Raw genomic sequence first — 14176 nt, 5'->3', positions numbered from 1 at the left:
TATACGTCTTTTTCTTTTATTCGGAAACCGTTTCTCCTGCCTCTACTGCATTGATCTTTTCCTGAATCGAAGCTACGGAAGAATCATCCGGCACGATGACCGAAAGCGGTCCTCCTGAGTAGGAATAGCAATACTCCGTGGAAGAAGTTCCTTCTGCTGCGACAGATACGACATCCCAGCCATTCATCCCTGCCAGCTGGACTCTGACAAGCTCCTGGAGCTGGCTTGTAGACATATTGGTCTCGGTATTTCCGCTGACCTGATCAATCAGACGAGGTCCTTTAATCAGGATCGATGGAGACATTGCCTTTTTCAGCATGGCCTCAATGACAGCCTGCTGGTTCTTCCCTCTCTGATTATCTCCCTCCGCAAGCGCGTGACGTTCACGGCAGAATGCCAGTGCTTCCTGGCCGTTGAAATGATTGGTTCCTTCTTTGACCTCAACGACAAGTCCTGACTCCTCTCCCGTCGTAAACGCAATGTCCGACTCAACATCAATGCCTCCAAGAGTATCCACCATCTCTATCAGAGATGTAAAGTTTACTCTTACATAGAATGGGATATCCACATCATACAGCTCTTCCAGAGTTGCCATGGAAGTCGCGATTCCATAAGTACCTGCATGAGTCAGCTTGTCCGGGTAACCTTCCGACACACCGGGGATCGGTACGTAATAGTCCCTCGGTGTCGTAACAAGTAAAATCTGCTTTGTCTTCGGATTCACAGTTGCGATGATGTTGACATCACTTCTGCTCTGCTGCGTAATGTCTCCATACACATCAATTCCGCTGATATAAACGCTGAACGGATCTTCGGAAACATTGACACCCGCGGCGGCTTCACTTAACTCCGGTGCTTCATTGCCGTCCGTAATATCATTTAATGCGGAACGCACTTCAAACATATAGAATGCCGCCACGAGAAGTACTGCACTGATCAGGAGTCCAAGCAGCGCTCCCAGAAAACGCTTCTTCCGGAATCCGTTCTGCATCCGGTAAACCAGAAGAACGAGAATCAAAAGGACAATTGCTGCTGCACCAAGATAAAGCCACGGAATCATTCCCAGATAAACTGCTGATGCCAGAAACAACGCCGTAGCAATCAGCTGAATCAAAAGGATCAGCTTCCCATTTTGCTTCCGGCTCCTTTTGCCTGACACAGGATAGGAGTCTTCCGGCCTTCTCCTTTTTGAGGAGCTTTTCTCTCTCCGGTATCCAAACCCAAGATCTTCCGGCATCCGGGTTCTCCCCGGTCTTTCCTCGTAATCATAATCATCATCATAGTCGTCATAGTCATCGTAATCATAGTCATCATACCCGCTATAACGATCATATGTATCATAGCCTGTGTATCTGCTGTTTCTTCTATTATTAATGTAACTTTCGTCAATCTCATTTCCATCATAGTCCGTATAGCGGCTTCTGGATCGCCCTGCGGTACTGCTTTTGGAAGTTCTGGAGTAAGCCGTCCGCTGTCTTTTCCCCGGACTGCTCTGCTTTTTTCGTCTCTTCAATGCCTGCTCATAGGCCTGCCTGTCCTGACGACTCATTTTCGACATAGTTCATCTTCCCTTTTCTCTTATTTATTCCCATTCATTCCCTCGTTAGATTATATCCCGTATTCCAAAAGGAAGTCAAGCAGGACCCTTGGAAAAAAGACATCAAAACAGAGCCGGACCCCCCGACAAATCCCGTATTTGCGCAGGTTCCCGGCTCTTTATGATTTTGGTTTTCACAAAAAATTAAGAAATCTGTCAGGTTTTTATCCCTGCTTGACATTGGATTCCCACTTTCTGTAAATCGCTTCAAGCGCATCTGTCACTCCTTCAATCCCCAGAAGGCTTACATTAAAAAGCATTCCATGCGCCTCAATACTTCCCCATTCTCTTCCGGTATGAGCTTCGTAATAAGTCTTTCTCTCCCGGTCCATCTTCTTAATTTTTTCCCATGCCTGTTTGGAATCCAGTCCATAAATCTTCATGATACGGCGGATCCGATCCTCCTTGTAGGCATAGATAAAAGTGTGAATGCAGTTGCTGTAATCTCCCAGAATATAGTCAGCGCATCTTCCGACGAAAATGCATGGTCCTCTCTCGGAAAGGCGGTTGATAATACTCGTCTGGACTTCATAAACCTTGTCGCTTAGCGGCACAGATTCATTGCTGTCATTGATAAAGACTGTATAATCACGCATATTTACTACATAGGCCGAGAGAAACTTTCCAAGGATTGTCTCATCCACCTTCTCTGCCGCCTCCTGACTGATCGACAGTTCATGCGCTGCCATTGAAATCAGATTGTTATCATACAGCGGAATGTTCAATCTCTCGGAAAGACGGTTTCCTACCTCATGCCCTCCGCTTCCAAACTGTCTGCCAATGGTAATAATAGTATGATTCGTCATATGCACACACTCCTTTTCGTTTATAAGTGAAACATGGAATCAGTTTTTCTTTTTCCGGATCTGGAGCTGTAGATTGACCGTCATCGGGTTGATAGTCACACCCTTTGTCTCCGGTGCAAGAAGATCCGGAATCTTTTCCGCCGGAATTACAGCTGTCCGGAAACGATTTTCTCTGTTGAATTTCTGAAATTCCATAATATCCGTAAATACCGGCTGATATGTGTCATCTTTCTTGTCTTTTAAAAGAGGAATTCCCTTATCCGCCTCAAAAGCTACGATATAACGTCCTCTGGAAAAATGCGCCATTACTTCATCCTGAAGATCTTTGATCTCCTGCTCACCTTCTCTTAACCGGAGTCTCTGGGTTTTCTGCATCAGATATAATGCCGTAAGAACCAGTTCCGGATTTTCCACCCGTACCTTTCCATCCGGTAATTCTTTTACCTCTGCCCTATGTACAATCTCCTGAAGCTGAAGGCGCTCTTCCTTGTCGGAATTCTGATCCACAACAACACAGTTGACTCCAATTGTGTAAAGATTGGAAAAAAAATGCAGAAGCTGCTTGTTCTCTACTTTTACAAGACTTACCGGCTCCTTTTCCTCAGCAAGTGCTTTCGCCGCTGTCTGTGCATCCTCAAGCTTCAAAAATACAAAAACTTCATCGTCAAATGTCTCCGGATCGCAGAAAACATATGGCATCTTTGTACATACGGATGCAATGGTATAGATCTCTGCCGCCCTCTGGATTGACTGAATTACTTCTTTTTTTCTGTCTGTCAGTGTCTCATTCTTCTTTTCGTCACTCATAATCTATATCTTTCCTTTCTGTGTCATTCCTGCATAGATATAGTATATACGATTTCTCCAAAACCTACAATTTATTTCTTTTCCTTTATTTTCGGATATGGATATGACTTAAAAAAATATAAAGAGCCATGCAAAGAGCCAGAATATATCCGATTGCGCCAAGCGCCGGAATTCCCCAAATTTTAGGTTTCATATCCGTCGTACAAATGATACTTGAGCTGATCAGAAGAGCCATCGCCAGAAATCCCATGATGATCCGCTTCACAAGTCTGGTCAGCATTTCATTCAGGTCATCTGTAGAATGCAGATCCAGATTGATCCGGTTCTGTCCTTTCAGAAAACCATGAAGAATATCTGCCGTCAAAGCAGGTATGTCAAGTGCCTTATGCAAAGACCGGTACACGCTTCTTGCATTATGCTTTAACGCATTCTTCCAGTCTTTTTCCAGGAAAATGCTTCCAGACATTCTCGCTGCTGCTATGCCGACCATATTGATCTCAGGAGCCAGATCTGCAAGAACCCCCTCCATATGTGTCAGTCCCCTTGCCAGCATTGTCAATCCGTGCGGCATCCGGATTTTATTTTTCTTCATCACTTCCATCAGATCCTGGATCACTTCGGCCAGATCGATATCCCCCATATCAACAGTTCCATATTTAGAAAGCAGATCCCCGATATCTCTGTACAGCTCGCTCTGATCCGGATGTCCCTGAAATTCTCCAAGAGCCATGACCACTTCCAGAATCAGCGCCACATCATTGGCGGCCACCCCTTTTACTGCTTCGGCAATCAGATCTTTATCTCTTTCTGTCAGCCTGCCCATCATTCCCATATCAATCCAGATGATTTTGCCGTCCCGGATTCTTACATTACCCGGATGCGGATCTGCATGGAAAAAGCCGTCATCCATAACCTGTTTAATATAGTTATCCACAAGCTTGGTCCCGATCTCTTTCAGATCGTACCCGTTTTCCAGCAGTTTTTCCTTTTCATCAATTCCAAGTCCGTCAATATACTCCATTACAAGAACATGGGTTGTCGTATATTCCTTGAAAAGCGCCGGAGTTCCCACAAAAGCCACATCTTCATTTTTTTTGGCAAATTCTTCCATGTTGGACGCTTCAATCAGAAAGTTCATTTCTTCCTGAGTGACTGCCCAGAGCTCGTCCAGCACCATATCCAGATCCACCAGACCTTTCATGCTGATGGGCGGAAGCAGCCGGACCGCCTTGTGAAGAAGCCCGATGTCGCGGGACATAATATCATAAATTCCCTTCCGCTGTACTTTTACCACTACTTTTTCCCCGGTCTTCAGTACCGCCTTATGTACCTGTGCAATGGATGCAGACCCCAGGGGAACCGGATCCACCTCTGCAAAAACCTCCGTATACGGACATCCGTAGGCTTCTTCCAGTACTTCCTGTACCTGTTCAAAAGGCATCGGAGCCACGTCAGAACGGAGCCGCATCAACTCGTCACAGTATTTTTTCGGAAGAATATCGGAATGCATGGAGGCAATCTGCCCCAGTTTGATATAGGTAGGACCAAGTTCCTCCAGAATCAGGCGGAGCTTTTCCGGTGTCACTCCACGTGAAATCGCATGCTTATGGAGCACTGAGGTTATTTCTTTTAAACGTTTTCCATATTTTTCCGATGATTGCTCGCTCATTAAAACTATTCTGTCTCTCCTTTATCCTCTTCTGATGTCTCTTCCGGTTCTTCTGCTTTTCCCTCCGGATCTGTCCCGGATTCCTCCTGTGCCTTCGGCTCTTCTTCCATCTTCTGGATCGCCGCTTTTAAATCAGCAAGCTGTTCCGGCGTCATCTTTCCTACCAGTTCCTGAAGTTCCTCCGGAGACGACGGTTTGATGGAGACATTGACCTTTTCCTTCATAGTCTTCCTGATATTATGCTTCAATTCTTCGTTGAGTACCTTTCCCTGTTCTACCGTGATCTCGCCTTTTTTTACCATCTCATCAAGAAGATCTTTTGACTTTTCTGCCGTAACCGCTACGGCCCCTACCCCGGCAAGAAGTACTTTCTTTAAATTTTCACCTAATCCATCCATATGTATTCTCCTCTCTTTTTACGACTGTATGAACCATCCGGCTATATGCGGGACAAAAATCAGAAGTCCTATTATGACAGAAGCAATCGCTGCGATCAGAACCGCGCCTGCCGCCGTATCTTTTGCAGTTTTTGCCAGGGGCTTTTTCTCCTCCGTCACCAGATCCACTACCGCTTCCACTGCTGTATTGACAAGCTCCAGCGACATGACAAGCGCACAAAGGACAATGCAGATACACCATTCTGAAACGGTAATCCGGAAGGCAATCCCCGCAATCACAACCATCAGAAGTGCCGTGCAGTGAATTTTCATATTCCTCTCTTTCCGGATTCCTGTCCAGATTCCGGCAAAAGCATATCCAAAACTCCTCCACAGCGGATTCTTCTTTTTCCCCGGCATACTTATCATCCCCCATCTTTCTCCGGTCTTTGTATCCCGCTAATTTATTATTATTTTATCAAATCTCGAGCAAATTAACCAGTCTTTCTCATTATTTTTTTATTATTTTCAGAATTTTTCCACTTGCGAATATTAATCCACTCGATTTTTAAATCATATCACTTCTTCTTTTTTTCAGGATTCTATTGATAAATACGCAAAAATAGTACAAAATGAAAACAGATACAAGAAATTACACAATAGGAGAGAAAATATGAGATTATATGTAGCTTATGGAAGTAATCTTCACAAAAAACAGATGGAAGAACGGTGCCCGGGCGCAGTTCCTTACGCAGTCGGAACGCTGGAAGGATGGGAACTGATTTACCGTGGACTTGAACCGGAAAAAATCTATGCAACCATCCAGAAAAAAGAAGGTGCTGCCACCCCGGTCGCACTGTGGGATATTACTCCGGAAAATGAAAAAAGCCTTGACGAGTACGAAGTGTACCCGACCCTTTACTACAAAGAGGATGTTCCGGTTACGCTTCAGGACGGACAGACAATCACAGCCATGGTCTATATCATGGCCGAAGAAGCAAAACCGGGCCGCCCGTCAGACACCTACATCCAGACAATCCGGGAAGGCTATGGAGACTTTGGACTGGATCTGTCTGTCTTTGAAGCATCCCTGGAACATGGCTGCTGTTAAAATCTGACCTTGGTGCAAACCATCTAACGCAGCATCATAAATTAAAAAGAATCTTATTCCTATTTCTTTATGTTTTAGCATTATAATGTTGCAACAAATGGAGGTTTACGGTTGAGACTCTCCCTACCGTGATCTTAACCGTACAACATGCCTAAAAAGTTTGCGGTTAAGGCCCTTACTTTTCAGGTTGTTAACCGTATATTATGATGTTGCATATAACGAATCACTTAACCAGCTAAAGCCACATAAACAAAAAAAGAGAGAACTCTCTTTTCCCGAAATCTGATTTCAGGAAAGGAGTTTCTCTCTTTTCTTTATAACGGTAACTATCCCTGCAATCACCAAAAGCAGGCCGCTCATCTTCCATGTCGTTTCGATCGACCAGATCTCCGCAATCTTTCCCATGACCAGCATGGAAACATAATTAAAAATACTCACAATCATTGAGTGAAAGGACAGGACTGTGGCCCTGTTTTCATGGCTGATTCCTGCATTTAATACGGTCTCCTTGAGCGGATATATGATCCCCAGGAAAAACTCAAACAGAAGGATTCCAAACAGCAGGTTCCAGAATGTATGCAGATATGCCAGTGCAAACACACTGATTCCGCATACTGCACTAATCACTGCAAGTGCCGAAAACGACCGTTCTTTTCTTCGTTCCAGTACTGCATTGCCAGCCAGCATTGCGGCCCGCATCAATACCCACGCCAGCCCGATCACTGTATAATTAACGCGTTCAAAACTGTGCAGCACCGGCGACCAGAATACAAATACCGGTGAAAACGCAAAAGTCAGAATACTGTTAAACAAAATCACATTCCAGACATTTTTGTCTTTCATACAGTACTGCACGCTCTCTTTTATGACTTTTTTTACACCAGACGCTGCTTCTGAAATCTGCCTTTGTGTTCTCGTCTTTCTGACCGTCTCCACCTTTGGCATCACTACGAGGCTGATTCCTATGTAAATCACCGCTGCCACAAAAGCAAGCAGGAAAATTCCTTCGAGATAAAAATCCGCAACCAGACCTCCTAACAGGCCGGACAGGATCATCATGACAGAAATCCCTTTGTTTTTCAAAATAAAGACCGTTCTGCTTTCTTCTGTCGACGTATTGTCGATAACCCATGCATCCAGCGTCCCGGACTCAAAAGCACAGGCAATACCAAGAGAAATCTGTGCCGCCAGAAATACCGGCATTGTATCACAGAAGAAAAACAGCACATTGGTCACAGCCATCAGAATTCCGCTGAGTACAGTCGTCCTGACATATCCAATTGAATCCGCCAACGCGCCAGTCGGAATCTCCATGAAAAACGAAACAATCAGCGACATGGCAACAACAAGATTTGCTTCCATCGTATTCAGTCCCTTGCTGTACAGAAACAGAACAAATGTCGCACCTGTAATTCCCGCATAAAACTCAAACAGACAGTTCAACAGCAGAAAAGTTCTTCTGACTTTCTTCCTTCTTACGCTTTCCGAAGCGTCAATCATGCTTCCTTTTCTCATACCCTTCATCCCATTTCCATTTTAGAAATATATTGTTTCGATTATATCACCAGCATAATAAAATTGCTATTAATTTTTAAATTTTAATTTTATAAATTGACTTTTTAGATATTTCCATCTATAATGACAGAAATTTATTAATCCCTTTTTCTATACGATATTTCATCAAAAGGAGGTTGCATATGAAGCACTCTTTAATTCAATTGGATTCTTTTATTAATGCCACACGGCCTCTTGGGCTTTTGGGTGTGAAAATAAATATTGGGAAAACGCTTGTTGGCGAATGGTATCTTGAAGAAGAACATCGTAGAAACGTCTATTCTGCAGCCAAGAGTTTCACTGTCTGCGCTGTAGGCTTTGCGCTTCAGGAAAATTTGTTATCCTTAGACGAAAAGCTAACAGATGCTTTTGCAGAAGACCTGCCGTCTACAATCAGTGAGAATTTATCCTGTGCAACTGTGAAAGATCTGCTGACTATGCATTTAGGACAGGAAAGGAGTTATCTCCGGGATGCAGAGCGCCCTCTTTTAGAATCTGATAACTGGGTCAGATTGTCTCTCCGTTTTCCGTTTCTTTACAGCCCTGGTTCCAAATTTGTTTATAATAATGTTGGTCCGTATCTGGCGGGTGTTCTGGTACAAAGACGCGCAAAATGTAATCTCGTTGAGTATTTGACTCCTCGTCTTTTTACCTATCTTGGCATCAAGAATCCCACCTGGGAAACTGATCCCCTCGGAAATACTTTTGGCTCTGCAGGGCTAATGTTAACCTTATCCGAGCTTCATCGCTTTGGTTTATTTTGTCTCCAGCAAGGCAAATGGAATGGAAATCAACTACTGGATTCCGACTGGATCAATGAATGCAGCCGCCAACACTATGATGCTCCGTACGGTTATTGTTTTTGGTGTGGAAAGCACCATTCCTTTCGAGCAGATGGGAAATATTCGCAGTTGTCAATTATATTTCCAGACGAACAGGCAGTCGTCACAACTTTTGCAGAGTGCCGGGATGGAGATCGTTTTCTCAATGCTGTCTATGAACTGCTTTACCCTCAAATTTCTAGATAAATTTTTCCCATCTCTTTCCAAATAGCACAAAAGAAGTACATTTTGATCTTCTACTCTCAAAATGTACTTCTTTTTTCTATATTCCATCTTAACACACCACTTTCTTCCGTCACCCAAAAGAAGATGCTATTCTTTTCTCAAGGAAATTACCAGCGCCACTCCAAGAATCACCGCACCTCCGATCAGTTCCCGGATCCCCGGCACTTCTCCGAGAAAGAGAAGTGCATACACGATTCCGTAAACTGTTTCCATACCGGAGATAATACCGGCCGTCTGGGCTTTTACCTTCCGCTGTGCAGCCACATAAAGGGAATGCGCAAATGCGGTACAGATAAAACCAATTGCAGCAATACCAAGAATATTCTGTGTTGTCCAGCTTGTTTTTACGAGAAACATTGCCGGAAGCAGGACAACCGCTGCCGTTCCCTGTTCGTACAGGCAGACTGTTCTTGCCGCATAACTGCGGGATAGATACCGGTTTGCCAGAGACAGAACCGCATACGACAGACTGGACACCATTCCCCAAAGGATCCCGATGGTAATCTGATTCTCCAGTGAAAATTCCGGTATCGTAATAAAGACGCCAAGAAGCAGGATCGCCGCGCTCAACACACTTGTCACCTTCAATTTTTCCCGGAACAAAAGTGGTTCCAGAAATGTCAAAAACAGCGGGAACGTAGAAAAGGTAATGGTCCCGATCGCCACAGAGGAACTTTGAATCGCCTGGAAAAAGGTCGTCCAGTGGACTGCCAGAATGATCCCTGCAAACACCGCGATGCCATAGTCTTTCCTCGATTTGAGTTTCAGGGAGGCTCGGCCTGCTATAGAAAGTAGGAAAAGCAAAAGGGAGGAACAGATGACCCGCCCTCCTGCTACAATCACTGCCGGAGCTGTCACAAACTGTCCCAGGACAGCAGACAGCCCAAACAGCATGACTGCAATATGTAATGATATCAGACTTTTTCTATATTCTTCTGACTGAACTGACTGCTCTTCGTTGTGCATGCCGATCGTTTCTCCTTTGTCTATCCGTATTGCCGTCTTCTTTCTCTTTTCTTTTGATTACGGCTTTCCACACCTGCGGCTATCCAGAAAATCAGTGTACCGATCCATCCGCATATAACCCAGGCTCCATAAATTTCCACCTCCTGATTATAACATGCCCGGAGCGTCTGGTACAGTTCCAGATCGGTCCATCTATCATCCGCAAAGAATCCCCGGATTCCATCCACATAAAACCGGATATCCAGGATCTGTTCCGGCGGCAGAAATTCTCTCGGTATCTCAAGTTTTCCTGTCAGAAAATAGATCACCACAAGCCATGCTCCAATCATCAGTACGCCTTCGACTCCCTGTCTCCACTGCTTCTCCTGCAATGCCCCGAGTTTTCGGATACCGACAATCAGAAGGATCACGCTCATCGGAAGCAATGCAATCAGCCATGACAGATACACTGCCTGCGAAGCCATTGTTCTGTGTGAGGACAGATTCAGACTCTCTCCTTCGATCTGTCTGCCAAAAACATTCCATGTAAAGTCAGACACCTGATTGACATGGAGCGGCTTCTCATTCGTCTTTCTGACAGTATAAACCGAAACGCTGCCCGATCCCTCTTCTATGTTTTCTATCTCATATCCGGCAGTTTCTGCCTTCGTAATCTCCCCGGCCTCCAAAGGCTCCGCAAGTTTCAGCAGGATTCCTTCCGGGAGCTTTTCGATCTGCTTTTCCATACCCCGTCCAATCAACATATGAAAAGCCAACAATCCTGCAAGCAGAATCAATGCTGTAAGAAACAGAACAATTCCTCTACTACTCTTTTTTCTCTCCTTTTCCATCATTCTTCCCCCGCAATCACCACTGCGTCACCGTCTTCCAGCGGCCACGCGGAATAATCCACAATTTTTCTCAGTTTTCCCTGATCATTCCTCGCCGACTGAGAAAGGATATACGCCTTATTTCCCTCTTCCCACATTACAGCAGCATTCTCGTCCTTTACAACATACAGTTCCTTTCCAAACAGCCCTTCCCGCTCTTCCACATAGTAAAGAGCTGTCCCGAACTCATCTTCTTTAAAACAGGACACCGGAAGGGTAAACATGTCTATCAGTTCTTCCTCGGTACATTGGATCGGACTGACTGTTTCCACTTCGATCCGCATCATCTTCTCCACCCTAAGAGACAGTACTGTGCAGATCAGAAGCAGAAGAAACACCGTACATCCGGCAATCCAAACTTTCTTTTTCCTCATACTCATCAACTCCATAGAATATCTCTTAAACCATCTGTCAACTCTTTATGATAATACAGGAAGAAGAATGTAACCGGGATCAGACACAGCAGTCCGCATACCGACTGTACTGCCATGCTGTTTTCCATCACGCTTGCGAGAAATACCGAAAGCGGATAATCCAGTTCTCCTTCCAGGAAAATGATCGGCTGTTCCACCATGTTCCAGCTCTCCACAAAGGTGAGCACAAACAAGGTCACCACAGCAGGCTTTGAAGCCGGCACTACAATATAGCGGACAATCTGAAGCTGATTTGCACGGTCCAGCCTCGCCGCCTCCAGCCATTCATCCGGAATCGATTGAAAGATAAATGTTAGCCACACTGTTCCGAACGGCGAAAAAATTCCCGGAATAATCAGAGACTTCCAGCTGTTCAAAAAGCCCAGTTTCTCCATCAGAATATAATTTGGAAGCAGGGTCACCTGTACCGGAAGAATCATAAAAAGCGCCATGACAAACAGCCAGAACTTCTTCCCGATAAACCGGTATTTTGCAAACGCCGTACCTGCCATGCACGCAAGCACCGTCTGTCCTCCCGCAATCAAAAGGCACATGCCAAGACTTCTCCAGAATTTGATCAGATATCCCGGACTTTCCAGCAGTACCTCATAATATCCCATCAGGGAAATTCCCGCATTTCTTCCTTCCCAGACCGAGCAGACCAGCATATAGATCACCGGATAGAGAAAGACCAGAGAGAGAATTCCCAGAAAAAGAATCCGTTTTTGTTTCTTTTTAGCCATACTTCTTCCCCCTCCTCATAATCAGATACAGCACATACACAACTCCGGCAGCCAGAAGTAGCGCCGCGACAATACTGACTGCAGCCGCGGAGATCTTCTGGTAATTCAGGTTCTGGAAATTGTTGTTCATAAAATGCTGTAACAAATAAATACTGTCATCCGGATAATTGCCTCCAAGGAGGAATGCTTCCCTGTAGCACTTGAACGCATTCATCACGGAAAGAACAATTGTAAACAAAAAGGTCGGGATCAGCATCGGCCAGGTGATGTGCCGGAAGGACTGAAACTTTCCGGCTCCAAACAACATTGCATACTCATAATACTCTTTTGGAATCATCTGAAGCCTTGCGAAATAAATGAGCACATAGTAACCGGTAAACCGCCAGCAGTACAAAATGCAGAGCACCCAGAACGCCGCCGAAGAGTTCAGCCAATCTTTTGCCTCTCCTCCAAGCAGTTCCATCACCTTATTCCAGATGCCGGACTCGCCCCAGAGAAACTGTACCCCAAGTACCACCGATGCAATCGGCAGAATCATCGGGTAAAGGAAGGAAAGCTGGAAAAACCGCACTCCTCTTACCGTATTCTGAAGCAGTATCGAAAGCACTATGGCTCCAAAAAGTGTCACCGGAACAGTCACAATCATATAGCGAAGTGTATTTTTTACCGCCAGCAGAAACATCTCGTTTTCAAACAGATCCTGAAAATTGGCCATTCCGACAAATTCCCTTTTTCCGATCCCGAAAGAAACCGAATACCATCCCGTAATCAGAAACGGGACGAAATAAAATACAAGGAAGCCTGCCAGCGCCGGAAGCGCAAGCAGAAGACCGCTGTTTCTCTTTCTCATCACTTCTCCCTCCTCTCTTCTTTCAGCTCCTGTTCACTTACTCCTCCACCAGCATTTTGTAAGTATCAATAGCGGTGTCGGCAATCTTGGAAAACTCCGTTTCTATATCACAATTTAGATTCGTAACCCTGGAATTTCCCGCCATAACATCGAAATTCAATGCCCTTTCTCCTTCTGTCAGGAAATAGGCACCGTCGATCTCACGAAAACTCTCCTGCATTTCCTGAATCATTTCTTCCGATGGGAATTCTCCCCATTGCTCAAAAGCGGTCTCCTGAACCGGCATATAATTACCGTCCAGATATCCATATAAACTCGGCAATCCCATGCTGGAATCATCTGCATGTTTTTTTCTGTACTGTTCCGTCCGGTCATTTAAGAACAACATGAGAAAATCATAAGCTTCTTTCTTTCGATCGCTGGACATAGATACTGCCCCATAAGACATGATCGATGCCATTTTCCTTCCTTCGATATCAGGAACAACCTGCAGATCTATTTGAGATTCATAAAATGCGAGCAGTGTTTTGTTCAACGGTCTAAAGTATAGTTCATTTTCTTTTCCGCTTATTTCTTCATATGCTTCTTTCCTAAATTGGAAATACTTCTCTGAAAATTCAACCCACTTATCTTTATCAAGCAGTACTTCTTTCGTCTCATAATCCGCCGCCGGCTGCATCCACCGCGCACTATGGGTGGAGCCGAATTTACAAAGTGCCTGTTTCAAACGGATGTCATCAGAAGCACGGATCTGTTCCAGCCATTCTTCCAAAGTATCTCCCGTCATCTCTTCTATGTTCTCTGATCTTGGCAGTACATAGTAACATACTGACATTGGAATAATATACTGACGTCCGTCATACTGTCCTGCTTTCAGAAATGTTTTATTATAATTGCCGTCCTCCCAGTAGGAATCTTTTTCCATGAATGTATCCAGAGACGCTAATGCTCCACTCTGCATCGTTTTGTACGGGTTATCTATCAGAAATCCACCTTCTATTTCCGCATTCTCCGGAATACATTCCAGTAAAAAAAGATCCGGTCCCTTTCCCGCCATAATCTCTGTCTTAAGTTTCTGAATCTGGGGCTCCCGTTCCTCTTTGTTTCTCGCAAGTGTTTGAATTTCCACCTGTATTTCGCTGTTCGTACCTTCAGTGAACTCTGCCGCAGAGTTTACCTCATCATAAAAAATATCTTCCGTCACAACCCGCAGGATTTTCTTTTCTTCACTTTTCTCGTCTATTCCGCAGCTGCAAAGTCCTGCTGCCAGAGCGCACACAGATAAAACCGCAACTCCTTTCCGAACCATGTTTCGCTTTCTCATCATCCCTCCCCCTCTCTCTTCTT

Annotated in this window: 15 protein-coding genes; 2 read left to right on the top strand and 13 right to left on the bottom strand. The window is 44.8% G+C overall.

The features are described 5' to 3' along the window. Positions 1–16: 16 nt before the first annotated feature. The 6 genes from Selli1_RS06605 to Selli1_RS06580 all read right to left on the bottom strand — a co-directional run bounded on the left by Selli1_RS06605 (position 17) and on the right by Selli1_RS06580 (position 5676). The gene (locus tag Selli1_RS06605) at positions 17–1558 is read right to left on the bottom strand and encodes an LCP family protein (RefSeq protein ID WP_281872542.1); all 1542 of its coding nucleotides are present in this window, start codon (positions 1556–1558) and stop codon (positions 17–19) included. Between the two features lie 203 nt (positions 1559–1761). Further along, on the bottom strand, positions 1762–2403 hold the full coding sequence (locus Selli1_RS06600; RefSeq protein WP_087168875.1) for a cytidylate kinase-like family protein: 642 nt from the start codon (positions 2401–2403) through the stop codon (positions 1762–1764). A gap of 39 nt (positions 2404–2442) precedes the next feature. Then, positions 2443–3210 carry an SseB family protein gene (locus tag Selli1_RS06595; protein ID WP_087252519.1) on the bottom strand — a complete coding sequence of 256 codons (768 nt, stop codon included), beginning with the start codon at positions 3208–3210 and terminating at the stop codon, positions 2443–2445. 85 nt (positions 3211–3295) lie between these two features. After that, positions 3296–4879, bottom strand: coding sequence for an ABC1 kinase family protein (locus Selli1_RS06590; RefSeq protein WP_087168873.1), 1584 nt, complete (start codon positions 4877–4879; stop codon positions 3296–3298). A 5-nt stretch (positions 4880–4884) separates the two neighbouring features. Continuing rightward, complete coding sequence (locus tag Selli1_RS06585) at positions 4885–5277, bottom strand: phasin family protein (RefSeq protein WP_087168872.1); 393 nt, start codon at positions 5275–5277, stop codon at positions 4885–4887. Between the two features lie 18 nt (positions 5278–5295). Beyond that, positions 5296–5676: a diacylglycerol kinase family protein gene (locus Selli1_RS06580; protein ID WP_087168871.1), complete on the bottom strand. Its 381-nt coding sequence runs from the start codon at positions 5674–5676 to the stop codon at positions 5296–5298. A 253-nt stretch (positions 5677–5929) separates the two neighbouring features. Here Selli1_RS06580 and Selli1_RS06575 point away from each other — a divergent pair, with 253 nt between their 5' ends. Continuing rightward, positions 5930–6367 carry a gamma-glutamylcyclotransferase family protein gene (locus Selli1_RS06575; protein WP_087168870.1) on the top strand — a complete coding sequence of 146 codons (438 nt, stop codon included), beginning with the start codon at positions 5930–5932 and terminating at the stop codon, positions 6365–6367. A gap of 288 nt (positions 6368–6655) precedes the next feature. On the opposite strand, the gene Selli1_RS06570 is transcribed toward Selli1_RS06575, so the two are convergent. Then, entirely contained in the window at positions 6656–7882 is a 1227-nt protein-coding gene (locus tag Selli1_RS06570) for an MFS transporter (RefSeq protein WP_171027844.1), read from the bottom strand. A 182-nt stretch (positions 7883–8064) separates the two neighbouring features. Here Selli1_RS06570 and Selli1_RS06565 point away from each other — a divergent pair, with 182 nt between their 5' ends. Beyond that, a complete protein-coding gene (locus Selli1_RS06565; protein WP_281872538.1) occupies positions 8065–8949 on the top strand; it encodes a serine hydrolase domain-containing protein in 885 nt (294 codons plus the stop codon). A gap of 126 nt (positions 8950–9075) precedes the next feature. Here Selli1_RS06565 and Selli1_RS06560 read toward each other — a convergent pair whose 3' ends face one another. Genes Selli1_RS06560 through Selli1_RS06535 form a run of 6 tightly spaced genes read right to left on the bottom strand, consistent with a single transcriptional unit; the run spans position 9076 to position 14153 of the window. Beyond that, positions 9076–9954 carry a DMT family transporter gene (locus Selli1_RS06560; protein ID WP_281872537.1) on the bottom strand — a complete coding sequence of 293 codons (879 nt, stop codon included), beginning with the start codon at positions 9952–9954 and terminating at the stop codon, positions 9076–9078. Positions 9955–9974: 20 nt separating this feature from the next. Continuing rightward, complete coding sequence (locus tag Selli1_RS06555) at positions 9975–10787, bottom strand: hypothetical protein (protein WP_281872536.1); 813 nt, start codon at positions 10785–10787, stop codon at positions 9975–9977. Beyond that, positions 10784–11197, bottom strand: coding sequence for a hypothetical protein (locus tag Selli1_RS06550; protein ID WP_144289696.1), 414 nt, complete (start codon positions 11195–11197; stop codon positions 10784–10786). Before Selli1_RS06550 ends, Selli1_RS06555 begins: the two co-directional genes overlap by 4 nt. Before the next feature lie 5 nt (positions 11198–11202). Beyond that, a complete protein-coding gene (locus Selli1_RS06545; RefSeq protein ID WP_087169443.1) occupies positions 11203–11979 on the bottom strand; it encodes a carbohydrate ABC transporter permease in 777 nt (258 codons plus the stop codon). After that, complete coding sequence (locus tag Selli1_RS06540) at positions 11972–12829, bottom strand: carbohydrate ABC transporter permease (RefSeq protein ID WP_281872535.1); 858 nt, start codon at positions 12827–12829, stop codon at positions 11972–11974. Before Selli1_RS06540 ends, Selli1_RS06545 begins: the two co-directional genes overlap by 8 nt. 37 nt (positions 12830–12866) lie before the next feature. Next, complete coding sequence (locus tag Selli1_RS06535; RefSeq protein WP_281872534.1) at positions 12867–14153, bottom strand: ABC transporter substrate-binding protein; 1287 nt, start codon at positions 14151–14153, stop codon at positions 12867–12869. Between the last annotated feature and the right edge of the window lie 23 nt (positions 14154–14176).

It is taken from the genome of Sellimonas catena, from assembly GCF_027924685.1.
GTDB lineage: Bacteria > Bacillota > Clostridia > Lachnospirales > Lachnospiraceae > Sellimonas > Sellimonas catena.
The sequence above is the reverse complement of the archived record's forward strand: the minus strand, read 5'-3'. Positions and strand labels throughout refer to the sequence as shown.

Excerpts from the sequence above, each read along its gene's own strand:
- Selli1_RS06540 (WP_281872535.1), bottom strand. The coding sequence starts at position 12,829 with ATGAGAAAGAGAAACAGCGGTCTTCTGCTTGCGCTTCCGGCGCTGGCA.
- Selli1_RS06545 (WP_087169443.1), bottom strand. The coding sequence starts at position 11,979 with ATGGCTAAAAAGAAACAAAAACGGATTCTTTTTCTGGGAATTCTCTCT.
- Selli1_RS06600 (WP_087168875.1), bottom strand. The coding sequence starts at position 2,403 with ATGACGAATCATACTATTATTACCATTGGCAGACAGTTTGGAAGCGGA.
- Selli1_RS06535 (WP_281872534.1), bottom strand. The coding sequence starts at position 14,153 with ATGAGAAAGCGAAACATGGTTCGGAAAGGAGTTGCGGTTTTATCTGTG.
- Selli1_RS06580 (WP_087168871.1), bottom strand. The coding sequence starts at position 5,676 with ATGCCGGGGAAAAAGAAGAATCCGCTGTGGAGGAGTTTTGGATATGCT.
- Selli1_RS06575 (WP_087168870.1), top strand. The coding sequence starts at position 5,930 with ATGAGATTATATGTAGCTTATGGAAGTAATCTTCACAAAAAACAGATG.
- Selli1_RS06565 (WP_281872538.1), top strand. The coding sequence starts at position 8,065 with ATGAAGCACTCTTTAATTCAATTGGATTCTTTTATTAATGCCACACGG.
- Selli1_RS06555 (WP_281872536.1), bottom strand. The coding sequence starts at position 10,787 with ATGATGGAAAAGGAGAGAAAAAAGAGTAGTAGAGGAATTGTTCTGTTT.
- Selli1_RS06585 (WP_087168872.1), bottom strand. The coding sequence starts at position 5,277 with ATGGATGGATTAGGTGAAAATTTAAAGAAAGTACTTCTTGCCGGGGTA.
- Selli1_RS06605 (WP_281872542.1), bottom strand. The coding sequence starts at position 1,558 with ATGTCGAAAATGAGTCGTCAGGACAGGCAGGCCTATGAGCAGGCATTG.
- Selli1_RS06590 (WP_087168873.1), bottom strand. The coding sequence starts at position 4,879 with ATGAGCGAGCAATCATCGGAAAAATATGGAAAACGTTTAAAAGAAATA.
- Selli1_RS06560 (WP_281872537.1), bottom strand. The coding sequence starts at position 9,954 with ATGCACAACGAAGAGCAGTCAGTTCAGTCAGAAGAATATAGAAAAAGT.
- Selli1_RS06595 (WP_087252519.1), bottom strand. The coding sequence starts at position 3,210 with ATGAGTGACGAAAAGAAGAATGAGACACTGACAGACAGAAAAAAAGAA.
- Selli1_RS06570 (WP_171027844.1), bottom strand. The coding sequence starts at position 7,882 with ATGAGAAAAGGAAGCATGATTGACGCTTCGGAAAGCGTAAGAAGGAAG.
- Selli1_RS06550 (WP_144289696.1), bottom strand. The coding sequence starts at position 11,197 with ATGAGGAAAAAGAAAGTTTGGATTGCCGGATGTACGGTGTTTCTTCTG.